Origin of the sequence: Rubrivivax soli (genome assembly GCF_049810355.1) — a bacterium.
Taxonomy (GTDB): Bacteria; Pseudomonadota; Gammaproteobacteria; order Burkholderiales; family Burkholderiaceae_C; genus Rubrivivax.
Genome location: NZ_CP187368.1, coordinates 4350852 through 4374943, shown reverse-complemented (window position 1 = coordinate 4374943; position 24092 = coordinate 4350852). Strand labels below are relative to the sequence as shown.

Here is a 24092-nt window from a genome sequence, read left to right as displayed (position 1 = left end):
AGCCCGGCGCGCGGCGTCCTGCGCGCGCCGGGCACGGCTGGGGTCGGGTCAGCAATCGATGTGCCATTGCGGCCAGCAGGTCAGGTGCCTTCGATGTGCCCATTCTGGTGCGATCTGCCCCAGCTTGGTTCGTCGCGCGTGACCCACTGCATCGCATGCAGGTCGCGCAGGCCCTGGGCCCAGCTGTCGGCCAGGCTGTCGAGGATGGCTTGGCCCTGCGCCGGGGTGGCGGGCAGCGGGTCGCCGATGATGCCGCTGGGGCCGAAGTCGCGCGCGGTCCAGGCGGCGGCAGGGCGGCCGTCGGCGCTGAGCACCTTGCTGGGGAATTCCGGCGGATAGTTGGCCACCGCGTGCTCCATGTGCACCGTTTCGGGCGCCAGCGCCATCAGGATCGCGGTCTCGGCGTGGCCGGCGTGCATGCTCAGCCGCTTCTCGCGGTCGGTCATGAACTGCCCCGCCACGTGCGGCACGCGCCACACGAAGTGCGGCAGCACCTGGTAGTCGCCGTGGCGCAGGCGCAGCTCGCGCGCGGCCATCTCCATCACCTGCGGCTGCCCGCCGTGCGCATTGACGATCAGCAGCTTCCTGAAGCCCATCCTGTAGACGCTCTCGCCGATCTCGGTGACGGTGGCCAGCAGCGTGGTGCCTTCCAGCGTGACCGTGCCCGGGAAGTGCAGGTGCTCGTCGCTCTTGCCGTAGGTGATGGGCGGCAGCGCGAAGGCCGGCACCTCGGCCGGCAGCCGCGCCAGCGCGTGGCCCATCACGCCAGCGGCGATGATGCTGTCGACCAGGCACGGCAGGTGCGGGCCGTGCTGCTCGACGCTGCCGGCGGGCAGCACGATCGGGATGTTGGCCTTGTCGGGCAGGGCCGCGATCTGCGACCAGCTCAGGTAGGGCAGGAAGCGGGCGGGCGGGTTGTAGCTGTGCAGCATGGGGTCAGGCTTTCAGGGGGCGGTTCAGCGGCAGGTAGGCCGTGGCCTCGACCTCGACCAGGATGTCGGCGGTGGGCAGCATGGCGCTGACCTCGACCACGGTGGACACCGGCAGCTCGCCGGTGAAGAACAGCTTGCGCACGCGGCTGTAGTGCGGGAAGTGGTCGAGGTTCCTGAAGTACTGCACGAGCTTGAAGACGTCTTCCATGCCGCCGCCCGCGGCCGTGATGGTGGCGCGGATGCGGTCGAGCACGAACCAGCTCTGCGCCAGGATCGGCCCTTCCTTGATGTCGGTGCTGAACTCGCCGGTCTCGCCCAGCAGCGCACGCGCCGCGGGCGGGATGTCGGCGTAGCCGCGCACGATGGTGGCCGTGGCGGGCTCCACCGCGATCACGCCCGACAGGAAGACGTAGTCGCCGGCGCGGCGCCACGCGGCGTACCTGGCCAGGGGCTGGGCAATCGTCGTCATCCGGTCTCCTTCGACAGGGTGTGGCGCACGCGGGCGAGAAAGCGCGTGCGGTCGTCCTGCGTCACGTGGTTCATGTTGTACAGCTGCAGCCAGCGCATGCGGCAGCCGCGGGCGTACAGCGGCTTCAGACCCTTCATGAAGAGGCTGCGGCCGGGGTCGCCGATGAGCTTCAGCCACCACCAGGGCGAGCCCGAGGTGGTGATGCCGATGAACAGGCGGATGTTGCGCAGCTCGCCGCCAATGCGGCGCTGCCTGCTCTTGGCCACGGTGAAGCTCACCCCCGGCAGCCAGACACGGTCCAGCCAGCCCTTCAGCATGGCCGGCGCGCCGTAGAACCAGGTCGGGTAGACCACCACCCAGCCTTCGGCCCAGCGCAGCGCCTCCACGTGCGCGGCGACGCCGGCGATGTTCTGCGCGGTGTCGGGCAGGTAGGTGCGTTTCTCGGCAGCGCTGAAGACGGGGTCGAAGCCCTCGGCATAGAGGTCGATCTCGCGCAGCTCGTGGCCGGCGCCGCGCAGCGCCTCGGCGGCCGCGGTGCGCAGCGCAGCGCCGTAGCTCTGCGGGTCGGGGTGGCAGAACACCAGCAGCAACCTCACGGCAGCTGCCCGCCCGCGATGCCCAGCACCTGCTCGTCCCAGGCCCGCACCTTGCCCGGGTTCATCAGGCCCTGCGGGTCGGCCTGCTTCTTGAACGCGAGCTGCACGGTGTCGACCTGCTTCATGCCGCCGTCCTCCAGCACCCAGGTGTGGGGGTCGAAGATGCGGCAGCCGTCGGCCTCGAAGTCGGCGATCAGCTGGCGCAGCTGTGCTTCGTCGAAGTACTGCACCAGCGGCAGCGCGAAGGCCACGCGCTCGCCGCCGGCGCGGCTGAACTCGTGGTGGAACAGCACCTCGTCGCCGAAGCGCTGCATCTGCCGCGCCACCAGGTCGGCGTCCAGCGGGCCGGGGTAGGCCACCTGCAGGTAGGTGACGCCGCGGTCGCTCTTGAGGGCTTCGAGCGTGGTGTGGTTGTAGGCGCACTCGGTGGCCGAGGGCAGGCCGGCGGCCAGCAGTTCGGCCTCGGTGCCCTGCACCACCAGGCGGCCGCCGTGCGCCTGCACCAGCGCCGCATAGGCCGGCAGCGTGGCCGGCGACACCTGCGCGAACATCGCGTCGCGGTCCTCGAGGCGTCCGCGCAGGCCGGCGTAGTAGGGCATGATGCGGCGCTCCACCGCGCTCAGCTGGAACAGGTCGATCGCGGGATCGGCAGCGGCCGCCAGGCCGAAGCGCAGCACGCCGTCGTAGTGGTCGAACAGCGCGATGGTGTGCTGCCACTCGACGAAGCCGGTGAGCGCGACGTCGACCTCGAGCACGATGCCGTTGCTGCCGTAGGCGTGGTGCACCTTCTGGATGTCGGCGCCTGCCAGGTCCAGCACCCGCGGCGGGTCTTCCAGCGTCGCCACGCGCAGGCGGCGCACGTTGCCGGGGTCGGCCAGGATGCCGTGGCGGATGCTGCCGATGCCGCTGTGGCCGCCCGCGATGAAGCCGCCCAGCGTGGCAATGCGCTCGGTGCTGGGCCACATGCACAGCTGCTGGCCGCTGGCGCGCGCGGCGAGGTTCAGGTCGTGCAGCAGCACGCCGGCCTCGACGCTGGCCCAGCCGGGCTCGATGCGCAGCACGCGGCGCAGCGCGGTGATGTCGAGCGTGATGCCACCGCACAGCGGCACGCACTGGCCGTAGTTGCCGGTGCCGCCGCCGCGCACCGTGAGCGGCACGCGGTGGCGCGCGCAGGCCGCGGCCACCTCCAGCACCTCGGCCTGCGTGCGCGGGCGCACCACGAGGTCGGGCGCGCGGCCGGCCAGCCGTTCGGCCAGCACCGGGCTGTACCAGTGGTAGTCGGCCGCGGCGCGCTGGCGGCCGGCGGGGCTGTCGTCGAGGTCCAGACCGGCCAGCGCCGCGCGCACGGCGGGCCAGTCGACGGGATCACCAGGTCGGTACTGCAAGGCGGTTGGCATCGAAAGCCAGCGATGCAACCAGTGTGCCACGCAGCCTGCCGCGCCGTGGAGTGGCGTGGCGCGGGTGCGGGTCAGTCGTTGCGCTCGGGGACCAGGCGGCCCGGCGTGGTCTCGCCGGTCCAGCTGCGCTCGACCTCGGTGTAGTCCTCGTGCGTGGTCTCGGACACCTCGATGCGCTCGCCGCGCTCGGCTGCGCGCTCGCGGGCGATGCGCTCCTCGCGCAGCCGGGCGGCCGGCACCAGCAGGCGCAGGCGGTCGATCAGCTGCGTCATCGCCGGCGACGGGTCGTTGCAGGCGAGCAGGTCGGCCTGGGCCAGCGCGCGCGCCAGCACGTCGGCCGGCAGCGCCTCGGCGCCGGCCCAGCCGCGGCGGCCGAGCTCGTCGCGCAGGTACACCAGGTGGCGCATCAGGCGCGCCGGATGGTCGATGCGGTGGGCCACCAGCCGCGCGCGCAGTTCGTCGCGCAGGATCTTCAGCGCCACTGCGGCGTCGTGGGCCGCGCCGCGACGCTCCACCATCACCAGGCGCCAGCGGCCGTCGTGGCGCTCCAGCCGCATCGGGCGCAGGAACAAGGCCTTCAGCCGCTGCAGCGCGCCGGGCGTTCCGGCGGCGGCGCGGCGTTCGACGAGGGGCTGCTTGCGGCGTCGCCCCGGCGGCGTGCTGGTACGGGTTCTCATGCGGGTGGGTCGGTGGCGGGTTGCCGCCTGCCGCGGCGCAAGGAGATGACAGTGGCAGGCGCAAACGGGCGCGATCCTAGCCGTTCGGGCGCCGCCGTGCCGCGTCGTTACGATGCGTGACAGGCGCGCCTGCAGCACGCCACCCCAACCACCCAGGACCCGCCCGATGGCCGCAGTACCGCACAGCCCGCCGCAAGCCCCCATCCCGCCCACGGGCTTGCACCGCATCGTGATCGTCGGCGGCGGCGCCGGCGGGCTGGAGCTGGCCACGCGGCTCGGCGACACGCTGGGCAAGCAGGGGCTGGCGCACGTGACCCTGATCGAGAAGGCGCGCTCGCACTTCTGGAAGCCGCACCTGCACGAGATCGCCGCCGGCAGCATGGACCTGCACGCGCACGCCACCGACTACCTGGCGCAGAGCCACTGGCACGGCTTCCGCTACCGCGTCGGCGAGATGGTGGGCCTGGACCGCGCGCAGCGCCTGGTGCACGTGGGCCCGGTGCTCGACGAGGACGGCGTCGCCGTCACGCCCGCCTACACGCGCGGCTACGACACGCTGGTGATGGCGGTGGGCAGCCAGACCAACGACTTCGGCACGCCGGGCGTGGCCGAGCACGCGATCGCGCTGGAGACGCCGGCCGAGGCCGAGCGCTTCCACCGCCGGCTCGTCAACGCCTGCCTGCGCGCGCACATGCAGGCCGGGCCGCTCACGCCGCGCCAGCTGCAGGTGGCCATCATCGGCGCCGGCGCCACGGGCGTGGAGCTGGCGGCCGAGCTGCACAAGGCCACGCGCACGCTGGTCTCGTACAACCTGGAGCGCATCGACCCCGAGCGCGACATCCGACTGAACCTCATCGAAGCCGGCCCGCGCATCCTGCCGGCGCTGCCCGAGCGCATCGCGGCCTCGGCGACGCGCCTGCTCGAAGGCCTGGGCGTGCGCGTGCGCACCGGCGCGCGCGTGACGGCGGTCGACGCCGAAGGCGTGCAGCTCGCCAGCGGCGAACACATCCCGGCCGAGCTGGTGGTGTGGGCCGCGGGCGTGCAGGCGCCGGCCTTCCTGCGCGACCTGGCGGGGCTGGAGACCAACCGGCTGCACCAGCTGGTGGTCACGCCCACGCTGCAGACCACGCGCGACGAGAACATCTTCGCCATCGGCGACTGCGGTGCCGCACCGTGGCTGGGCCACACCGGCAACGTGCCGCCGCGCGCGCAGGCGGCGCACCAGCAGGCCTCGCACCTGGTCAAGCAGCTGCGGCGCCGGCTGCGCGGCCAGCCGCTGCAGCCCTGGCGCTACCGCGACTTCGGCTCGCTGGTGTCGCTGGGCGAGTACTCGACGGTCGGCAACCTGATGGGCGCGCTGGTGGGCGGCAACCTGTGGGTGGAAGGCCTGTTCGCGCGCACGATGTACCTGTCGCTCTACAAGATGCACCAGGTGGCGCTGCACGGCTGGTGGAAGACGGCGCTGGGCTCGGCCTCGCGGCTGCTCACGCGCAGCACCGAGCCGCGCGTGAAGCTGCACTGACGCCGCGCGCTCGCGGCGCCGCGCGCGTCGCATTTCAGCCGCCGGCAGCGCGGCTGGCACGCAGGTCGTCGATCGCCGGCACCAGCGCCAGCACTGCCAGCAGCACGGCCAGCGGCACCGTGAACACGTAGCCCAGCGCCTTGAAGCCGAAGGCGCCGGCGATGCCCCCCGCGAGAAAGCAGCCCAGCAGGCCCGACAGCACGGCGATGCGCTGGCGGTCGGCGCGCACGTGCAGCGCCGGGTCGGCCGTGCCGGCCTGGTTCCAGTAGACGAGCTTGCCGAACTCGATGCCCAGGTCGGTGACGATGCCGGTCATGTGCGTGGTGCGGATCACCGCCTGCGACAGCTTGGTCACGACCGCGTTCTGCAGGCCCATGATGAAGCACAGCAGCACCACGGTGAAGGGCACGAGCAGCCCCTCGAACTGCGACAGCCGCGCGCCCAGCAGCCCGAAGCACAGGATCAGCGCCGCCTCCAGCAGCAGCGGCAGCGCGTATTCGCTGGCCATCGCGCGGCGGCGCGCGAAGTTCACCATGATCGCGCAGCACATGGCCCCCAGCAGGAAGGCCAGCACGCCCACCACCCCGTCGACGACCAGGCCCAGGTGCCCCAGCGCCAGGTTGTCGGCCACCGCCGAGACCATGCCGGTGACGTGCGAGGTGTACTGCTGCACTGCCAGGAAGCCGCCGGCGTTGATGGCGCCGGCCACGAACGCCAGCACGAAGCCGAGCTGCCGGTTGGCCGCGACGGTGCGGTGGCGGCCGACGAGGAAGCGCGCGAAGTCGGTGGGCATGGCGTGATTGTCCGGGCGCTGCGTGCAGGCCCTCAGCCCGCAGGCCGCGCCGCGCGGCGGATGATGGCCGCCATGTGCCGCATCGTCGGCGAGCGTGCCGCGCCCTTCTTCCACAGCAGGCCCGGCGTGCGCCGCGGCGTCGGGTCTTCCAGCGGCACCACCGCCAGGTCGGAGCCCGGCGTGATGGCGGTCTCGGCGATGATGCCGGCGATGTCGGTGCGGCGGATCAGCTCGATCATCGGCGCGATCGAGTTCAGCTCCACCACCACGCGCGGCGCCGCACCGGCGGCCTCGAAGGCCTCGTCGAGCAGCTGCCGCGTGCTGAACGCCTGCGGCAGCAGCACCATGCGCAGGCCGTGCAGCTCGACCATGCGCACGCGGCGGCGCCGCGCCAGCAGGTGCGTGGGCGCCACCACCAGGCGCAGCTCCTCGTGGTACAGCGGCTCGAACCACAGTTCTGGCGCGTCGGCCGGGCGGTACGACACGCCCAGGTCCAGCGCGCCTTCGGCCAGCCGCGTGGCGATCTCGCGCGCCGACAGCTCCTGCACGCTGACCAGCGTGGCCGGCGCGTGCGCGAGAAAGCTCGACAGGCACATCGGCACCAGCTGCGTCGCGAAGCTGTGCGTGGTGCCCAGGCGCAGGCTGTCCTGCAGCGGATCGGCGCCGTCCTGGCGCAGCGCGTGCAGGCCGTGGTCGATCTGCTGCAGCGCCGGCGTGGCGTAGCTGCGCAGCAGCTCGCCGGCTTCGGTCAGCCGCACGTGGCGCGTGCTGCGCTCGAACAGCGTGTGGCCGAGTTCTTCTTCGAGCTGCCGGATCTGGTGCGACAGCGTCGACTGCGTGACGTGCAGGCGCTCGGCGGCGCGCGTGAAGTTCAGCGTCTCGGCCAGGGCGTCGAAGTAGCGCAGGTGTCGCAGTTCCATCGCGGCGCCGGCTCCGTTTGATCGATGCGGTCGATGATAGCGAGATAAATAAATCACTTCCGTCGACCACTGCGGCCGCCGAGACTGCGCTTCCTGCGAGACAGACGACCAGCGCCGGCCCAGACCGCTGCGCGACGAGGAGACACCATGACGCAGCACGAAACCAGCGACATCACCGAGACCGTGCTGCGCACGCTCGAGGGCTGCACCGACGCCCGCTACCAGCAGGTGATGTCGGCCGTGATCCGCCACGCCCACGCGCTGGTGCGCGAGGTCGACCTGCAGCCGCACGAGTGGATGGCCGCCATCCAGTTCCTGACCCGCGTGGGCCACACCTGCGACGACAAGCGGCAGGAGTTCATCCTGCTCTCGGACACGCTGGGCATCTCGATGCTCACGGTGCAGCTCGAGCAGGCGCGCCGCTCGGCCAAGGCGCTGGCCGACCGCGCAGCCACCACGCAGCCCACCGAGGCCACCGTGCAGGGCCCGTTCTACTGGGAAGGCGCGCCGGTGCTGCCGCTGGGCAGCGACATCGGCGCCGGCATGCCCGGCGAGCCCGCGCACTACAGCGGCCGCGTCACCGACACGCACGGCCGGCCGATCGAGAACTGCTGCCTCGACGTGTGGTCGGGCGACGGCGAAGGCGTGTACGACATGCAGATGGGCGAGGACGCCGGCATGCGGCTGCGCGCGCGCTTCCACACCGACGCCGACGGCCGCTACCACTTCTGGTCGGTCAAGCCCACGTACTACCCGATCCCCGACGACGGCCCGGTGGGCGACATGCTCAAGGCCATGGGCCGGCACCCCAACCGCCCGGGCCACATCCACATGATGGTCTACCGCGACGGCTACGTGCCGCTGACCACGCACCTGTTCCCGTCGGACAGCCCGTACCTCGATTCCGACGTGGTCTTCGGCGTGCGCGACAGCCTGATCCTGCCCTACACCGCCCACGCGCCCGGCACCGCGCCCGACGGCCGCACGATGGAGCGCGCCTTCCACAGCGCGCGCTACGACATCCACCTGGCGCCCGCCGCCTGACCCTTCCCCTCTCGCAGCAGGACTCCCACGCCATGAAGATCGGCAAGGCCACCGTGCCCCGCTCGGCCATCTGCACCTCGGACGACGAGACCATCGTCGTGCGCGGCCACAACCTCTGCGACGACCTCATCGGCAAGGTCGGCTTCGCCGACTACTTCCACCTGCTGGTCACCGGCCGCAAGCCCGACGCGATGGCCAGCCGCGTGCTCGAGGCCACGCTGGTGGCCATCACCGAACACGGCCTGGTGCCCAGCGTGCAGGCCAGCCGCATGACCTACGCCGCCGCGCCCGACGCGCTGCAGGGCGCGGTGGCCGCGGGCATCCTGGGCTGCGGCTCGGTGATCCTGGGCGCCTCGGAAAACGCCGGGCGGCTGTTCCTGCGCATCGACGCGCTGGCCCGCGACAGCGGCGTCTCGCTGCAGGAGGCCGCCACCACCGTGGTGCGCGAGCTGCGCCAGGCCAAGCAGGCGATCCCCGGCTATGGCCACCCGCTGCACAAGGCGCGCGACCCGCGCGTGGCGCGGCTGTTCGCCGTGGCGCAGGAAGCGGGCACCTCGGGCCACTTCGTGCGCATCGCCGAGACCGTGGAAGCGGTGCTGCCCGAACTCACCGGCCGCGACCTGCGGCTGAACGTCTCGTCGGCCATCCCCGCCGTGCTGCTGGACGTGGGCTTCCCCGCCACCGCGCTGCGCGGCGTGCCGATCCTGGCGCGCACTGCCGGCCTCATCGCCCACCTGGCCGAGGAGGCCGAGGCACCGATCGGCTTCGCGCTGTCGTACCAGGCCACGCGCGAGTACGAATACACCGGCGACGTGCCCGCGGGCTGGTCGCCCAAGGCCGCGGCCTGACACGCATGCAGCACCAAGGACACACGATGCACAAGGTCCTGCAAGGCGTGCGTGTCGTCGAGCACGGCACCTTCATCACCGGCCCGGCGGCGGCGATGCTGCTGGCCGACCTGGGCGCCGACGTCATCAAGGTCGAGCAGCCGGCGGGCGACCCCTTCCGCGCCTTCCGCGGCGGCACCTACAGCCCGCACTACCAGACCTACAACCGCAACAAGCGCAGCGTCACGGTCGACACGCGGCAGCCCGACGGGCTGGCGCAGTTCGACCGCCTGGTGGCCGAGGCCGACGTCTACATCCAGAACTTCCGCCCCGGCGTGGCCGAGAAGATCGGCGCCGGCGAGGCGCGCCTGCGCGCGATGAACCCGGGCATCGTGTACTGCGCCATCAGCGGCTTCGGCCCCGACGGCCCGGCCGCCGGCCGGCCCAGCTACGACACCGTGGCGCAGGCCGCCAGCGGCTTCCTGAACCTGCTGGTGAACCCGGCCAACCCGCGTGTGGTGGGCCCGGCGCTGGCCGACGCGCTGACCGGCTTCTACGCCGCCTACGGCATCCTGGGCGCGCTGTACGAACGTGAGCGGCACGGGCTGGGCCGCGGCCGCCGCGTCGAGGTCTCGATGTTCGAGGCCATGACGCACTTCAACCTCGACGCCTTCACGCACCTGTTCTCCGAATCGGAGGTGATGGGCCCGTTCAGCCGGCCCAGCGTCTCGCAGAGCTACGTGCTGCCCTGCGCCGACGGCAAGTGGATCGCGCTGCACATGAGCTCGCCGCCGAAGTTCTGGGAAGGCCTGGCGCTGGCGATCGAGAAACCCGACCTGTTCGACGACCCGCGCTTCGCCACGCGCGAGGCCCGCATCGAGCACCAGGAGACGCTGATCGAACTGCTCGGCAGCCTGTTCCGCCAGCACCCGCGCGCCACCTGGTGCCGGCGGCTGGAAGCGCAGGACGTGCCGCACGCCCCGATGTACACCACCAACGAAGTGCCCGACGATGCCCAGGCGCGGCACCTGCAGCTCTTCGTGGACACCGCCCACCCCGAGGGCGGTCGCTGGCGCACCGTGCGCTCGCCGGTCAGCTTCGACGGCCAGCGTGCGCTCGACGTGCGCGCCCCGCCGCTGCTGGGCGAGCACAACGCGCTGCTGCAGCAGCCCGGCTCGCCCTGGGCGCAGCCAGCCGCCGACTGACCACGACCGACAACAACCGACAACGACAACATCCCACTGTCCGGAGACACCACCATGCCCTCGTCCACCCCCTTCCTGCGCCGCCGTCCCGCACTGGCCGCTGCGCTGAGCACCCTGGCGCTGGCCCTGCCCGGCGCCGCGCTGGCCCAGCAGACCATCAACATCACCATCGCCGCCAGCCACCCGACGACGATCCCCTGGGTGGGCTTCATGCAGAGCGTGTTCATGCCCGAGGTCGACAAGCGCCTGGCGGCCGGCGGCAAGTACAAGATCCAGTGGAAGGAAGCCTTCGGCGGCCAGCTGTACAAGGCCAACGCCACGCTCAGCTCGGTCGAGCAGGGCATCACCGACATCGGCTGGGTCTTCAGCTACCTCGAGCCGGCCAAGATGCCGCTGGCCCAGCTGTCGGCGCACACGCCCTTCACCACCAGCGACCCGCGCATCGTGCTGGGTGCGATGAACGAGCTGATCGAGAAGGCGCCCGCCTTCCGCGCCGAGTGGGACAAGCACAACGTGGTGTTCCTGGGCGCCACCGCCAGCGACACCTACGACCTGTACACCAAGTTCCCGGTGAAGAGCATCGACGACCTGAAGGGCCGCAAGCTCTCGGCCCCGGGCATCCTGGGCCAGTGGCTGCGCGGCGTCGGCGCCACGCCCGTGGACGGCGCGCTCACCACCTACTACACCGACATCCAGACCGGCGTCTCCGACGGCGTGGTCTCGCTGGCCACCGGCATCCTGCCGGCCAAGGTGTACGAGGTGGCGCCCTACATCACCAAGGTCAACATGGGCGTGGTGTTCTCGGGCGGCCTGGGCATCAACAAGGACACCTGGGCCAAGCTGCCCGCCGACGTGCAGCGCGCGATGCGTGAAGCCGGCGCCGAGTACTCGCGCCGCCACGGCGAGGACCTGGTGGCGCGCCACCAGACCGCCATCCAGCGCATGACCGAGATCGGCGCCAAGCAGACCCCGCCGGTGACCGTGACGCCGATGTCGGCCGCCGACCGCAGCAAGTGGATCGCCGCGCTGCCCGACCTGGCCGGCGAGTGGGTGAAGAACAACGCCGCACGCGGCGCGCAGGCCAGGCCGCTGCTCGACCAGTACCTGGCCGCGGTGAAGGCGCGCGGCGCCACGCCCGAACGCGCCTGGGACCGCTGACACCCTACCCGGTCCGACCCCCATGGCCCGCACGCTGATCCGCGGCGCGGCCGTCGTCACCATGGACGCGCAGGGTGTGCTGCCCTGCGCCGACGTGCTGGTCGACGGCGACCGCATCGCCGCCATCGCACCGCAGCTGCCGCTGCCGGAAGGCGGCGACGCCGACGTGGTCGACGCACGCGGCTGCATCGTCATTCCCGGCCTCGTCAACGCCCACATGCACACGTGGCAGACGGCGCTGCGCGGCGTGGCGGCGAACTGGACGCTGCCCGAGTACTTCCGCACCATGCATGCGGGCCTGGCGACGGTGTTCACACCCGAGGACCTGCACATCGCCACGCTGGTGGGCGCACTGAACCAGCTCGACAACGGCACCACCACGCTGGCCGACTGGTGCCACAACAACCCGACGCCGGCGCACAGCGACGCGGCGGTGGCGGCGCTGCTGGAGTCGGGCATCCGCGCCGCGTTCTTCCACGGCAGCCCCAAGCCCGACCCGCGGCCCGGCGAGACGCCGTTCTGGGAGCGCCCGCACCCGCGCGCCGAGCTCGAACGACTGCGCACCACGCACCAGGGCAGCACGCTGCTGCAGGTGCACGCCGCGGTGCTGGGCCCGCACTACGCCACGATGGACGTGGCGCGGCACGACTTCCGCATGGCGCGCGAACTGGACTGCATCGCGTCGCTGCACCAGGGCGGCGGGCCGGCGCGCAGCCCCGGTGGCTGGCAGCAACTGGACGCCGAAGGGCTGCTCGGCGACAACGTCAACATCGTGCACGGCCATGCGCTGTCCGACGCCGAGCTGGCGCGCTTCGCCGCGCTTGGCATGAGCTTCACCGCCACGCCCGAGAGCGAGATGTCCGAAGGCCACGGCCACCCCATCACCGGCCGGCTGCGCGCGCTGGGGCGCGCGCCGTCGCTGGGCGTGGACCTCGAGTCCGCCGTCAGCGGCGACATGCTGACGCAGGCACGCGTGGCCATCGGCCTGCAGCGCAGCCTGGACAACGTGGCGCACCGCGCCGCGCACGGCACGATCCCCGCCACCAGCACGGTGCCGGCGCTGGAGGCGCTGGCCTGGGTGACGATCGAAGGCGCGCGCATGCTGCGCCAGCAGCACCGCATCGGCAGCCTGGACGCAGGCAAGCAGGCCGACCTGGTGCTGCTGCGCGCCGACACGCTGAACATGCAGCCGCTGCACGACGTGGTGGCGGCCGTGGTCTTCCAGGCCTCGCCGGCCAACATCGACAGCGTGATGGTCGCCGGCCGCTGGAAGAAGCGCGCCGGCCGCCTGCTCGGCGTCGACCTGGCGCCGAAGCTGGCGGCGCTGAACGCCTCGGGCCGGCGCATCGTGCGCGCCCTGGGCCTGCGCACCCACCTGGCGCCGGATTGACGCGCGCCGGCGCCCCACCACCCCATCCCCGCACGGACACGGCCGCACGAGCCGGTGCCGCGCACACCCTGGAAGTCGTAGGAGACGAGACATGTGCAGACTGTGTGACGAAGGCAAGCCGCAGAACCACTGGAACCCGCGGCGCGGCTTCCTGAAGGCGGCGGCCGCCAGCGGGGCCGGCGTCGGCCTGATGGGCTTGTCGGGCTGCAACGACAGCGACGAAGTCGACAACACGCCGCAACCGCCGGTGAACAGCGGCAGCGCCGGCACGCGCTACGTCATCCGCAACGGCGCGGTGCTGTCGATGGACCCGGCAGTGGGCGACTTCGAGCGCGCCGACGTGCTGGTCGACGGCAACAAGATCGTCGCCGTCGGCCCCAACCTCAGCGCCGGCAACGCCAGCATCATCGACGCCGCCGGCCGCATCGTGATGCCGGGCTTCATCGACACGCACCACCACCTGTTCGAGACCGCGCTGCGCAGCTACCTGGCCGACGGCCTGCTGTTCGACGGGCTCGACGCGTCGATCACGCAGAACTACTTCCAGAAGATCCTGTCGACCTTCGCACCGGTGTACCGGCCGCAGGACGTCTACATCAACACGCTGTTCGGATCGCTGAGCCAGATCGACGCCGGCGTGACCACGGTGTTCGACATCTCGCAGATCCACCACTCGCCGCAGCACAGCGACGCCACGATCCAGGCGCTGCGCGACTCGGGCCACCGCGCCGTGTTCGGCTACTTCGAGAGTGCCGGCGGGGTGAACGGCAACCAGTACCCCACCGACGCGCGCCGCATCAAGAGCCAGTACTTCAGCAGCAGCGACCAGCTGCTCTCGATGTTCATGGGCGGCGAGATCTACCTGCCGGGCTACGAAGCCGCCTGGGCGCTGGGCCGCGAGCTCGACATCCCGGTGGCCTGCCACATCGTCGGCACCTTCGGCATGCGGCCGACCTTCGACGCGCTGGCCACGGCCGGCGCCTTCACGCAGAAGAACCTGTTCATCCACATGACGGGCATGTCCGACATGGCCTGGGAACGCGTGCGCGACGCGGGCTCGGCGGTGTCGCTGGCGGTGCCGATCGAGATGAACATGACGCACGGCACGCCGCCGATCATCAAGGCCCAGCAGATGGGCGTGCGGCCGTCGCTGTCGACCGACGTGGAATGCACGCTGACGGCCGACCTGTTCACGCAGATGCGCACGACCATGGCGCTGCAGCGCATGTTCGTCAACGCCAACAAGCTCGGCGAGAGCGGCATGCCGCCCACCGGCGACGTGCCGCTGCTGACCACGCGCGACGTGATCGGCTACGCCACCGTGAACGGCGCGCGCGACCTGCAGCTCGGCGGCAAGACCGGCTCGCTGACGCCGGGCAAGGAGGCCGACATCCTGATCCTCGACGCCGAGGCCATCAACGTGGCGCCGCTGAACCACGTGCCCGGCGCCGTGGTGTCGCTGATGGAGCGCAGCAACGTCGAGAGCGTCATCATCGCCGGCAAGGTGCGCAAGTGGCGCGGCAAGCTGCTGAACGTCGACATCAACCGGCTGCGCGCCGAGCTGCTGGCATCGCGCGACCACCTGTTCGCCACGGCCGGCATCTCGCGCGACCTGTTCCGCGCGCCCTGACGGCGCACGCCCCGTGGCCGCGCGTGGCGGTCAGCTCAATCGGGCTGCCGCCACATCCACAGCGCCACGCACGCCATCAGCAGCGGCGCGGCGATGCGCAGCCACAGCGGCACCGGCGCCAGCAGCAGCACGGTGCTGCTGGCGGTCATCATCACGGTGGCGGCCCACTTGGCGCGCCGCGGGATCGCGCCGTGCGCGCGCCAGCGGCGGATGCCCGGGCCGTGGCGCGGGTGGTTCAGCAGCCACTGCTCCAGCGCCGGCCAGCCGCGGCTGGCCGCCCACGCCGCCAGCAGCAGGAAGGGCACGGTGGGCAGGCCCGGCACCACCACGCCCACCAGCCCCAGCAGCACGCACAGCGCCGCCAGCGCGCGCCAGAGCAGGCGTTTCAGCGCGGCGGTGGGCATGGGCGCGGCCCGCGGGTCCGGCTACGCTGCCGGTGCGCGGTAGAAGGCTTCCACGCTGCCCTTCAGCTTGATCAGCAGCGGCCGGCCGCGGCGGTCCACCGCACGGCCCGCGGGCACCTTGACCCAGCCTTCGCTGAAGCAGTACTCCTCGACGTCGTGGCGCTCCTTGCCGTTCAGGCGGATGCCGATGTCGTGCGCGAACACGGCCGCCACGTGGTGCGGGCTGGCCGGGTCGACCGAGAGGCGGTCGGGCAGTGGCGGCTGGGGGGCGGCGGCAGGGGCTTCGGTCATCGGGGGTCCTGGGAACGGTGAACACGGCGCGTCGGCGGCGCCGGGCTGCATTGTCCTCGGCCGGCGCTCAGGCCGCGAGGAAGGCCGCGATCGCCGCGTTGACGCGCTCGGGGTGCGTCACCGGCCCCATGTGGCCCAGGCCCTCCAGCACCTGCAGCTGCACCTGCGGCAGCGTGCGCGCCAGGCGCTGCACGACGGCGCGGGCCGACGCCGTGGTGGCGCTGCCCTGCAGCAGCAGCACCGGCATCCGCAGCGCGGCGCAGGCCGCCAGCGGCGTGGGCTCGCCGAACAGGGCCTGCGACCAGCCGCGCACGTGCGCCACCGCGGCCACGATCGCCGGTCGGCGGGCCTCGGGCGTGGCGGCCCAGGCACCCGGGCCCATCCAGTAGTCGATGAAGTGCGCCGCGGCGGCGTCGCCGTCGCCGGCGTCCAGCGCCACGCCGGCCCGTGCCACGGCGTCGCGGATGCCGTCGGCGTCGTTCGGCCGCGGCGAGTCGGCGTCGACCAGCGCGAACAGCGTCGGCTCGTACAGCACCAGCCGGCGCACGCGCGCGGGCTGCTGCAGCGCCGCCACCAGCGCCACCGCGGCGCCGTAGGAATGGCCGACCAGGTCCAGCGGCGTGCCGGCGCGCGCCAGCACCGGTTCGACCAGCGCCACCTCGTCGCGCAGCGCCAGCGGCCGGTCGAGCCGCTGCGGCCACGGCGGGCCCTTGCCCGCGCCGTGGCTGTCGGGTGCCAGCACGTGGTGGCGCGGCGCCAGCAGCTCCATCAGCGCGCGCCACTGCGACGAGCTGCTGGCATTGGCGTGCAGGCACACCACGCCGGGGCCGGCCCCGGCTTCGCGGAAGAACGGGGTGGCGTCGGTCATGCGCGGCACTCTAGCAGCGCACTGCCGCAGAATGCGCGACCCGTCCGGCGTTGCCGATTCCCTTTCACGTCCACGCGCCTGCCCATGCCTGCCTCTGCTCTCTGCCGCCTGCCCGCCGTGCTGCTGGCCCTGGCCTGCGTGCTGCACACCGGCCGCGCCGCCGCGCAGGACGAGGTACCGTTCATCACCACGCCCGACCACGTGACGCTGGCGATGCTGGAGCTCGCCGGCGTGACGCCGCGCGACTTCGTCGTCGACCTCGGTTCGGGCGACGGCCGCATCGTCATCACCGCGGCGCGGCGTTTCGGCGCGCGCGGCCTGGGCGTGGAGATCTCGCCCGAGCTGGTGCGCAAGAGCCGCGACAACGCCCGCGCGGCCGGCGTGGCCGACCGCGCCGAGTTCCGCGAGCAGGACCTGTTCCGCACCGATCTCGCGCAGGCCCAGGTGATCACGATGTACCTGCTGCCCGAGTTCAACCTGCAGCTGCGCCCGCGCCTGCTGGCGCTGGCGCCGGGCACGCGCATCGTCAGCCACGACTGGGACATGGGCGAGTGGACGCCCGAGCGCAGCATCACGCTGGACGTGCCGGACAAGGCCATCGGCCGCGAGAAGCGCTCCACCGTGCACCTGTGGCGCGTGCCGGCCCGCGTGGGCGGGCTGTGGTGCACCGCCGGCGGCTCGCTGGCGGTGACGCAGCGCTTCCAGGCCGTCTCGGCCACGCTCTCGGCCGACGGTGCCGATGCACCGCTGGTGGTGTTCGACGGCCGCGCCACGCCCACCGGCCTGCACGCCGGCACCGAGCCGGCCGGCGCGGCGGTGGTGCTGGCGGTGGACGGCGACACCCTGCACCTGCAGCAGGCCCACGGCCCGGCGCAGCGGCTGGACGGCCGCCGCTTCACGCGCGCCGGGCCGCAGGGCTGCGGCTGAGGCGGGCGCTGGTCCAGCCGCCTACGCGCGGGCGGCGCGGCGCCGGCGCTGCAGCGCCAGACCCAGCAGCGCGGTGCCCGACAGCAGCAGGCCGGCCGGCTCGGGCACCGGCATCGGCACCGTGCTGGCACCGCCCGACGCCAGCTTGTAGTGCAGCGTGCTGATCAGGTAGTTGTCGGCGTACGGCGCGCCGCCCGGCCCCAGCGCCGACAGCGTGACCGTGCGGATGCCCGCGGCCGCCAGGCCGGAGAAGCCCCAGTCGGCACCACCGCCGGGCAGCAGCATCGCTGCGAGCGCCGCGCCGTCGACGTCGAAGGCGGTCACCTCCAGGCCCCAGTCGATCGCGTACCAGTCGAAGCCGAAGGCCGAGACCGCGTTGTCGAAGCTGATCGTCAGCGTCTGCGAGCCGCCGCTGTACAGATGCCGGTCGGGGCCGCCGAAGTCGGTCAGCACGTACATGTTGCCTTCGCCGCCGTCGGTGATCGTGGCCACGCCGGGAATGGCGAGGCTGGTCAGGTCGACGCCTGCCGGCGAGGACTGGAAGTCGTACACGGCCGCGCCGGCCAGGGCGGGATCGTCGACGCTGGTGATGGGGCCGGCCTGGGCCTGCACGCAGCAGGCCGCTGCCAGGAGGGATGCGAGGGTGCTGAACTTCATCGGGGGCTTTCCTGCTGCGGTGTCGCCACCGCGGCAACACCCTGCCCGGCAGTGTTGCCAGCCCCCGTCGCACCCCCGTTTCAGGCTGCGGGTTCGCGTGTTTCAGTTGTTGGTGCGTGCAGCGTCTGGCCCTGGCGCACCGGCGGCGTCAGCGGGCTCGGCTTCATGCGGTTGCTGTGCATCAGCTCCACGCCGGCGCGGATGCCGCCGGTGATCTGCAGCGACAGGCGCTCGGCGTCGCGCCGCCGCACGTCGGCCGCCACCTGCGCCGCTTCCTCGGGCGCGGCGCCGATGGCGCGCAGCGCGGCCTCGCCGAAGGCGCTGGCCGACTCGAAGGACTCGCGGATCTGGTAGTCCACGCCTGCGGCGATCAGCTGGATGGCATGGCCGCGGTCGAAGGCGCGCACCAGCAGCTGCGCCTGCGGGAAGGCGTGCCTGGCCAGCTCGACGATGCGCAGCGCGGCGGCCTTGTCGTCCACGCACACGGCGATGACCTGCGCCGTCGCCGCGCCCGAGGCCTGCAGCACGTCGAGCCGTGTGCCGTCGCCGAAGTAGACCTTGAAGCCGAAGGACTCGGCGCTCTGGATCATCTCGGTGTCGCGGTCGATGATGGACACGTCGACCCCGCGCGCCAGCAGCGCCTGGCTGGCGACCTGGCCGAAGCGGCCGAAGCCGATCATCAGCACCTTGCCGTCCAGCCCGTCGGGCGCTTCGACACCGTCGGTGTCCGGCGCCGCCTGCGGCAGCAGCCAGCGCAGCGCGCCCACGGCCAGCGGCGTCAGCGCCATCGACAGGATCACCACCGCCGTCAGCACCGCATTCATCGGCCCGTCGATGATGCCCGCCCCCTGCGCCGCGGTGTACAGCACGAAGGCGAACTCGCCGCCCTGCGCCATCAGCACGGTGCGGTGCAGTGCCTCGGCGTGGCGGGCACGGAACAGCCGCGCCACGCCGTAGATGCCCAGCGCCTTCACCAGCATGAAGACCAGCACGCCCGCACCGATCTGCAGCCAGTGGCTCTGGAACACCGCCAGGTCCAGCGCCATGCCCACGCTCAGGAAGAACAGCCCCAGCAGGATGCCGCGGAAGGGCTCGATGTCGGCTTCGAGCTGATGGCGGAAGCTGCTCTCCGACAGCATCACGCCGGCCAGGAAGGCGCCCATCGCCATCGACAGCCCCGCCGACTGCATCAGCAGCGCCGAGCCCAGCACCACCAGCAGCGCGGCGGCCGTCATCACCTCGCGCGCCTCGGCGGCCGCCAGCACGCGGAACATCGGGTTCAGCAGCCAGCGCCCGGCCGCCACGACACCGGCGACCGCCACCAGCGCCACCGCCACCACCTGCCACACCGGGCGTGTGCTGTCGACCTGCGCCGGCGCGATCAGCGCCACCACCACCAGCAGCGGCACGATGGCCAGGTCTTCCAGCAGCAGGATCGACACCACGCGCTGGCCCTTGGGCGACACGGTCTCGCCGCGTTCGTCCAGCAGCAGCATCACGGTGGCGGTGGAGGTGAGCACGAAGCCCATCGCCGCGACGAAGGCCACCGGCAGCGCCAGCCCGGCGAGCACGCCGACGCCGGTGAGCAGCGCGCCGCAGGCCAGCACCTGCGCCAGCCCGAGGCCGAAGATCTCGCGCCGCAGGCTCCACAACCGCGTGGGCTGCATCTCCAGGCCGATGATGAAGAGGAACATCACCACGCCCAGCTCGGCCACGTGCAGGATGGCTGCGGGGTCGGCGAAGAGCGCGGCGCCGAAGGGCCCGATGGCCACGCCGGCCGCCAGGTAGCCCAGCACCGAGCCCAGGCCCAGGCGCTTGAACAGCGGCACCGCGACGACACCGGCCGCCAGCAGCGCCACGACCTGCACGAGTTGATCACCACCAGCGGAAGCGGCCATGGATTGCTTTCAGGAACGGATCGGGAAGGGAGGCGGCGGTGGCGACGGCAGCGCCGAGCCGGCATCGCCGCGGCGTCAATCCTGCCATTGGCCGTCGGCGTCGACGACGCGGCAGCTGTCGCCCTCGGCCTGCAGCGCGGCCATGCAGCCACCCAGCGCGGCTTCGCGCGCGGCGTCGTCGGTGGCGGCGCCCGCGTGCCAGGCGTGCACGCCGCGCGACGACAGCGCGAAGGCCTTGTGCCCCGCCGCGGCAGCGTAGCCCAGCCGGTAGGCGCGCAGCGCAGCGTCGGTCATCTCGGGCGGCAGCGGCACGCCGGGCGCGATCTCGCCGGCCGGCGCGGAGGCCGGAGCCTCCGCCGGCACCATGGCCGGCAGCACCGTGGCCAGCACCGGCATCGGCTGCGGCGGCGGCAGCGCGGCGCCGTCTGCGGCACCGGGCTGCAGCCAGCCGGTCAGCCCGGGCCCCAGCAGCAGCCCCAGCGACGCCCCGCCCAGCACCGTGAGCGCGCCGATGCCGGCCCAGCGCAGGCCCTGCCGCCACGGCAGCGCCGCCGGTGCCGGGCGCACCGGGGCCGCCGGCCGGTCCGGCGGCGCGTGCCGGGACGGCTCTGCGTACAGCACCGCCCCCAGCATCGCGAAGCGCGCGATGTAGCGCATGGCCGTGGCCTCGTCGACGGCGCGCCGCAGCACCACCTTGCGGCCCGAGAAGAGCTGCGCGGTGCGCCGGTCGTCCAGGTGCAGGGCCATCGCGACGGCCTCGCGCACCGCCACCGGATGGTGGCCGGGCTGGCACTCGCCGCGGAACACGAGGCGCAACAGGGTGGGAGGTGGCGCGGAATCCAAGGCGTCGGGCGGATGAAGCGGAGTCGTCGGTGGGCCGGTGGCCGCGACAGTGGAACGGTGCGGCGAGCGTAGCCCAAACCCGGCCAGGCGCCACGCCCGGCGTCTTCAGGTGGGCTTCATGCAGGGCTGGCGCAATGCCGGCATGCCGCTGCGCCCCTCGCCTGCACGCTCTCCCGCGTCCCCGACCTCGGCCGCCGCCGCCCCGTGGCACGCCGCGCTGTGGCGGCGGCTGGCACGGCGCCCCGCCGTGTCGGTGGAAGTGCTGGTGCTCCTGGCCAGCGCCGCCTGGGCGCTGGGCGCCAACCTGCCCTTCCTGCGCGCGGCGCTGCAGGGCCGCGATCCGGGCGACGCTGCAGCCTGGGGTTTCGGTGCGGCGCTGGTCGTCATGCTGCTGGCCCTGCACACGCTGCTGCTGGCCCTGCTGTGCAGCCGCTGGACCGTCAAGCCCGTGCTGGCGCTGCTGACCGTGGCCGCGGCCGTGGCCCTGTTCTACATGCAGGCCTTCGGCATCTACCTCGACCCGACGATGCTGCGCAACCTGCTGCGCACCCACCCGGCCGAGGCGCGCGAGCTGCTCAGCCCGGCGCTGGTGCTGCACATGGCCGTCTACGCAGGCCTGCCGCTGGCGCTGCTGGCCTGGGTGCGCGTGTCCCCGCGGCGCTGGAGCCGCGCGCTGCCGCTGCGCGGGGCCCTGCTGCTGGGCGCCGCCGCCGTGCTGCTGGGCGCCGGCCTGGCGGTGTTCCAGCCGCTGTCGTCGCTGATGCGCAACCAGCGCGCGCTGCGCTACCTGGTCACGCCGGCCAACCTGGTGTGGTCGGCCGGCGCCGTGGTCGCTGCAGACGCACGCGGTGCCGCGCGCCCGCGCGAGCCGATCGGCCTCGACGCGGCGCCGGGCCCGTCGTGGGCGGCGCGCCGGCGCCCGCTGCTGCTGGTGCTGGTGGTGGGCGAGACGGCGCGCGCCGCGAACTGGGGACTGAACGCCGGCGCGCCCGGGCTGTCGCCGCGCGCCACGACGCCCGAGCTGGCACGGGCACTGGCGCAGTCGCAGGGCTCGGCCGGGGCGGCCGGCCACGGAAGGCTCGTCAACTTCGCCAGCGTGCAGTCCTGCGGCACCAACACCGAGACCTCGCTGCCCTGCATGTTCGCGCCGGTGGGCCGTCGCGACTACGACGAGGCCCGCATCCGCGGCCAGCAGTCGCTGCTGCACGTGCTGGCGCGTGCGGGCGTGCAGGTGCACTGGCGCGACAACCAGAGCGGCTGCAAGGGCGTCTGCGACGGCCTGCCCGCCGACTCCGTGCAGCCCGCCGACGCGCCAGCACTGTGCAACGACGGCCGCTGCCTGGACGAAGCGCTGCTGCTCGACCTGGACCGCCGCCTGGAGAACGCCCAGGGCACGCAGCTGCTGGTGCTGCACATGATCGGCAGCCACGGGCCGTCGTACTTCCGCCGCTACCCCGCCGCCTTCGCGCGCTTCCAGCCCGACTGCCGCGAGGACGACCTGCGCCGGTGCAGCGTGGAGCAGGTCGTCAACGCCTACGACAACAGCCTGCTCTACACCGACCACGTGCTGGCCGGCGCCATCGCCCGGCTGCAGGCGCGTGCCGGCACGGTGGACAGCGCGCTGCTGTACGTGTCGGACCACGGCGAGTCGCTGGGCGAGCACGGGCTGTTCCTGCATGGCCTGCCGTTCGCCATCGCCCCCGACGTGCAGACCCGCGTGCCGATGCTGGCCTGGACGAGCCCGGGCCTGGAGCGCGCCGCCGGGCTGCCCGAGGGCTGCCTGCAGCCGGCGTGGCAGCGGCTGCAGGCGGCACCGCTCGCGCACGACCACCTGTTCCACACCGTGCTGGGCCTGCTGGACGTGCGCACCGCGCTGCACGCGCCGGCGCTGGACCTGACGCAGGGCTGCCGAATGGCCGACGCCGCGCTCGCCAGCGCGGCCGGCACCACGCCTGGCGCCACCGCGGTTGCCCACCCGTGACGGCGACGCCTTCCGTCGGGCGCACGCGGCGTGACCTGGCCTGGCTGGTCGCCGCGCTGGGGCTGGTGCTGGCCTGGGACCTGGCCGGGCAGGACCTGGCGGTGAGCCGCTGGTTCGGCACGGCCGAAGGCTTTGCGTGGCGCGACCACTGGCTCGCCGCTGGCACGCTGCACGACGGCGGGCGCTGGCTCGGCCTGGGCGGCCTGGCGCTGCTGGCCTTCGACGCCTGGCGGCCGCTGTGGCCCGGGCCGTCACGCGCGGCGCGTGGCTTCTGGTGGGTCGTGATGCTGGCCAGCGCGCTGCTGGTGCCGGCGCTCAAGCGCGGCAGCCTGAGCAGCTGCCCCTGGGACCTGGCCAGCTTCGGCGGCCCGGCGCTGTACGTGCCGCACTGGTGGATCGGCGTGGCCGACGGCGGCCCCGGGCACTGCTTTCCGTCGGGCCACGCGGTCTCGGCCTTCGCGCTGCTGGGCCTGCCGCTGCTGTGGCGCGACACCCACCCGCGGCAGGCACGCTGGCTGCTGGCGGCGGTGCTGGCGCTGGGCGCGCTGTTCGGCGCGGCCCAGGTGGTGCGCGGCGCGCACTTCGTCAGCCACGTGCTGTGGTCGGGCTGGGTGTGTGCGGCGCTGGCAGTGGCGGCAGCGGCGCTGGCGCCGCGCTGGGGGCGGTGGCAGGCCAGCCGCCGGGCCCGAACAGCTCGCGCAGCGCCCGGCCGATGGCGGCCGCGCCCACCACGCCGGTGTCCTCGTGCACGGCGCCGTCGACCAGCACGAAGCGCTTGGGCGGCAGCGCCCGTTCGTAGAGCGCGCTGCCCAGGCGCGGCGCCACCATGGTGTCGTCGCGCGCATGCACCAGCAGCACCGGCGAGCCGACCTGCGCGATGCGCGCCGCGGCGTCGAAGCGCTGCGTGATCATCCAGCCGACCGGCAGCCAGCCCCAGCGCCAGCTGCGGAACACGTCCACCAGCGAGGTGAAGGCGCCGTCGAGCACGAGGCCGGCTTCGTCCTGCACCTCGTGCGCCAGCCGCACCGCGATGGCCGCGCCCAGCGAGTGGCCGTAGATGAAGCGCCGCGCCTGCGGGTGCGCGCGCGCCAGCCAGTCCCACGCGGCGCGGGCGTCCTCGGCCACCAGGGTCTCGGAGGGCATGGTGTCGGTGCTGCGGCCGAAGCCGCGGTAGTCCACCGCCAGCACCGCGAAGCCGTGCGCGTGCAACTGCCGCATGCGCGGCGCGCTGGCATGCACGTCCCAGCGCACGCCGTGCAGGAACAGCAGCACCGGCGCCGCCGGATCGGCCTGGCCCAGCCACAGCGCATGCAGGCGCACGGCTTCGCCGCGGTCGGGCGCATGCGCCGAGACGTGCTCGATCCACACGTCCTGCATGCCCGCGGCCGCGGCCACGCCCGGCGCCCAGGTGTTGTCGGTGGGCTGGAAGATCCAGCGCCGCTGCTCGAAGTCGACCACCGCGCAGCCGGTGCACAGCGCGCACAGCAGCAGCGCCAGTGCCCGCCACGGCAGCGCGGGCGAGGCGCGCAGCACGGAACGACCAGCGGTGGGCGGTGCAGGCATGGCGTGATTATTCGCACACCCGGCGTGGTAACCCGATGTCGAACAAGTTGACACAGATGCAACAGGGATCATCGCAAGTGATTGTTTTCAATCGACTTTT

Annotated in this window: 23 protein-coding genes and 1 pseudogene; 10 read left to right on the top strand and 14 right to left on the bottom strand. The window is 73.0% G+C overall.

The annotated features are described in order from the left end of the window. Window positions 1–80: 80 nt before the first annotated feature. The 5 genes from ACPOLB_RS20065 to ACPOLB_RS20045 all read right to left on the bottom strand — a co-directional run bounded on the left by ACPOLB_RS20065 (window position 81) and on the right by ACPOLB_RS20045 (window position 4071). Window positions 81–932, bottom strand: a complete 852-nt coding sequence (locus ACPOLB_RS20065; protein WP_425257802.1) for a creatininase family protein — start codon at window positions 930–932, stop codon at window positions 81–83. 4 nt (window positions 933–936) lie between these two features. Next, entirely contained in the window at window positions 937–1401 is a 465-nt protein-coding gene (locus ACPOLB_RS20060) for a RidA family protein (RefSeq protein ID WP_425257801.1), read from the bottom strand. Beyond that, window positions 1398–1997 carry an NAD(P)H-dependent oxidoreductase gene (locus ACPOLB_RS20055; protein ID WP_425257800.1) on the bottom strand — a complete coding sequence of 200 codons (600 nt, stop codon included), beginning with the start codon at window positions 1995–1997 and terminating at the stop codon, window positions 1398–1400. Before ACPOLB_RS20055 ends, ACPOLB_RS20060 begins: the two co-directional genes overlap by 4 nt. Beyond that, the gene (locus ACPOLB_RS20050) at window positions 1994–3382 is read right to left on the bottom strand and encodes an FAD-binding oxidoreductase (RefSeq protein ID WP_425257799.1); all 1389 of its coding nucleotides are present in this window, start codon (window positions 3380–3382) and stop codon (window positions 1994–1996) included. Before ACPOLB_RS20050 ends, ACPOLB_RS20055 begins: the two co-directional genes overlap by 4 nt. Before the next feature lie 83 nt (window positions 3383–3465). Beyond that, the gene (locus ACPOLB_RS20045) at window positions 3466–4071 is read right to left on the bottom strand and encodes a hypothetical protein (RefSeq protein WP_425257798.1); all 606 of its coding nucleotides are present in this window, start codon (window positions 4069–4071) and stop codon (window positions 3466–3468) included. A gap of 166 nt (window positions 4072–4237) precedes the next feature. On the opposite strand from ACPOLB_RS20045, the gene ACPOLB_RS20040 reads away from it, so the two are divergent. Continuing rightward, window positions 4238–5593 carry an NAD(P)/FAD-dependent oxidoreductase gene (locus ACPOLB_RS20040; protein WP_425257797.1) on the top strand — a complete coding sequence of 452 codons (1356 nt, stop codon included), beginning with the start codon at window positions 4238–4240 and terminating at the stop codon, window positions 5591–5593. A gap of 34 nt (window positions 5594–5627) precedes the next feature. On the opposite strand, the gene ACPOLB_RS20035 is transcribed toward ACPOLB_RS20040, so the two are convergent. After that, entirely contained in the window at window positions 5628–6386 is a 759-nt protein-coding gene (locus ACPOLB_RS20035) for a YoaK family protein (protein WP_425257796.1), read from the bottom strand. Window positions 6387–6418: 32 nt separating this feature from the next. Then, on the bottom strand, window positions 6419–7306 hold the full coding sequence (locus ACPOLB_RS20030; protein ID WP_425257795.1) for a LysR substrate-binding domain-containing protein: 888 nt from the start codon (window positions 7304–7306) through the stop codon (window positions 6419–6421). Window positions 7307–7453: 147 nt separating this feature from the next. On the opposite strand from ACPOLB_RS20030, the gene ACPOLB_RS20025 reads away from it, so the two are divergent. The 6 genes from ACPOLB_RS20025 to ACPOLB_RS20000 all read left to right on the top strand — a co-directional run bounded on the left by ACPOLB_RS20025 (window position 7454) and on the right by ACPOLB_RS20000 (window position 14560). Next, window positions 7454–8350 carry a dioxygenase gene (locus tag ACPOLB_RS20025; protein ID WP_425257794.1) on the top strand — a complete coding sequence of 299 codons (897 nt, stop codon included), beginning with the start codon at window positions 7454–7456 and terminating at the stop codon, window positions 8348–8350. Window positions 8351–8382: 32 nt separating this feature from the next. Continuing rightward, complete coding sequence (locus ACPOLB_RS20020) at window positions 8383–9198, top strand: citryl-CoA lyase (RefSeq protein ID WP_425257793.1); 816 nt, start codon at window positions 8383–8385, stop codon at window positions 9196–9198. Between the two features lie 26 nt (window positions 9199–9224). Further along, the gene (locus ACPOLB_RS20015; protein ID WP_425257792.1) at window positions 9225–10382 is read left to right on the top strand and encodes a CaiB/BaiF CoA transferase family protein; all 1158 of its coding nucleotides are present in this window, start codon (window positions 9225–9227) and stop codon (window positions 10380–10382) included. Between the two features lie 54 nt (window positions 10383–10436). Next, window positions 10437–11540: a C4-dicarboxylate TRAP transporter substrate-binding protein gene (locus ACPOLB_RS20010; protein ID WP_425257791.1), complete on the top strand. Its 1104-nt coding sequence runs from the start codon at window positions 10437–10439 to the stop codon at window positions 11538–11540. Window positions 11541–11562: 22 nt separating this feature from the next. After that, the gene (locus ACPOLB_RS20005) at window positions 11563–12930 is read left to right on the top strand and encodes an amidohydrolase family protein (protein ID WP_425257790.1); all 1368 of its coding nucleotides are present in this window, start codon (window positions 11563–11565) and stop codon (window positions 12928–12930) included. A 91-nt stretch (window positions 12931–13021) separates the two neighbouring features. After that, window positions 13022–14560, top strand: coding sequence for an amidohydrolase family protein (locus ACPOLB_RS20000; protein WP_425257789.1), 1539 nt, complete (start codon window positions 13022–13024; stop codon window positions 14558–14560). 35 nt (window positions 14561–14595) lie between these two features. Here ACPOLB_RS20000 and ACPOLB_RS19995 read toward each other — a convergent pair whose 3' ends face one another. The 3 genes from ACPOLB_RS19995 to ACPOLB_RS19985 form a co-directional block, all read right to left on the bottom strand. Beyond that, a complete protein-coding gene (locus ACPOLB_RS19995) occupies window positions 14596–14964 on the bottom strand; it encodes a YbaN family protein (RefSeq protein ID WP_425257788.1) in 369 nt (122 codons plus the stop codon). A 21-nt stretch (window positions 14965–14985) separates the two neighbouring features. Next, on the bottom strand, window positions 14986–15255 hold the full coding sequence (locus tag ACPOLB_RS19990; RefSeq protein ID WP_425257787.1) for a DUF3297 family protein: 270 nt from the start codon (window positions 15253–15255) through the stop codon (window positions 14986–14988). A gap of 67 nt (window positions 15256–15322) precedes the next feature. Next, on the bottom strand, window positions 15323–16123 hold the full coding sequence (locus ACPOLB_RS19985; protein ID WP_425257786.1) for an alpha/beta fold hydrolase: 801 nt from the start codon (window positions 16121–16123) through the stop codon (window positions 15323–15325). 84 nt (window positions 16124–16207) lie between these two features. Between ACPOLB_RS19985 and ACPOLB_RS19980 the strand changes: the two genes are divergently transcribed. Next, window positions 16208–17050, top strand: a complete 843-nt coding sequence (locus ACPOLB_RS19980; protein WP_425257785.1) for an SAM-dependent methyltransferase — start codon at window positions 16208–16210, stop codon at window positions 17048–17050. Between the two features lie 21 nt (window positions 17051–17071). Here ACPOLB_RS19980 and ACPOLB_RS19975 read toward each other — a convergent pair whose 3' ends face one another. The 3 genes from ACPOLB_RS19975 to ACPOLB_RS19965 all read right to left on the bottom strand — a co-directional run bounded on the left by ACPOLB_RS19975 (window position 17072) and on the right by ACPOLB_RS19965 (window position 20421). Further along, window positions 17072–17707, bottom strand: coding sequence for a PEP-CTERM sorting domain-containing protein (locus ACPOLB_RS19975; RefSeq protein ID WP_425257784.1), 636 nt, complete (start codon window positions 17705–17707; stop codon window positions 17072–17074). A gap of 80 nt (window positions 17708–17787) precedes the next feature. Further along, window positions 17788–19605 (bottom strand): monovalent cation:proton antiporter-2 (CPA2) family protein, encoded by a 1818-nt coding sequence (locus tag ACPOLB_RS19970; RefSeq protein ID WP_425257783.1) that lies wholly within the window; start codon window positions 19603–19605, stop codon window positions 17788–17790. A 75-nt stretch (window positions 19606–19680) separates the two neighbouring features. Then, the gene (locus tag ACPOLB_RS19965; protein ID WP_425257782.1) at window positions 19681–20421 is read right to left on the bottom strand and encodes a hypothetical protein; all 741 of its coding nucleotides are present in this window, start codon (window positions 20419–20421) and stop codon (window positions 19681–19683) included. Between the two features lie 145 nt (window positions 20422–20566). Here ACPOLB_RS19965 and ACPOLB_RS19960 point away from each other — a divergent pair, with 145 nt between their 5' ends. Both ACPOLB_RS19960 and ACPOLB_RS19955 read left to right on the top strand, forming a co-directional pair. Next, window positions 20567–22429 carry a phosphoethanolamine transferase gene (locus ACPOLB_RS19960; RefSeq protein ID WP_425257781.1) on the top strand — a complete coding sequence of 621 codons (1863 nt, stop codon included), beginning with the start codon at window positions 20567–20569 and terminating at the stop codon, window positions 22427–22429. 284 nt (window positions 22430–22713) lie between these two features. Next, window positions 22714–23025, top strand: a pseudogene (locus tag ACPOLB_RS19955) (phosphatase PAP2 family protein); the annotation flags it as partial. Here the strand turns inward: ACPOLB_RS19955 and ACPOLB_RS19950 are convergent. Then, entirely contained in the window at window positions 23015–23992 is a 978-nt protein-coding gene (locus ACPOLB_RS19950; RefSeq protein ID WP_425257780.1) for an alpha/beta hydrolase, read from the bottom strand. The pseudogene ACPOLB_RS19955 and the gene ACPOLB_RS19950 overlap by 11 nt on opposite strands. Window positions 23993–24092 lie beyond the last annotated feature (100 nt).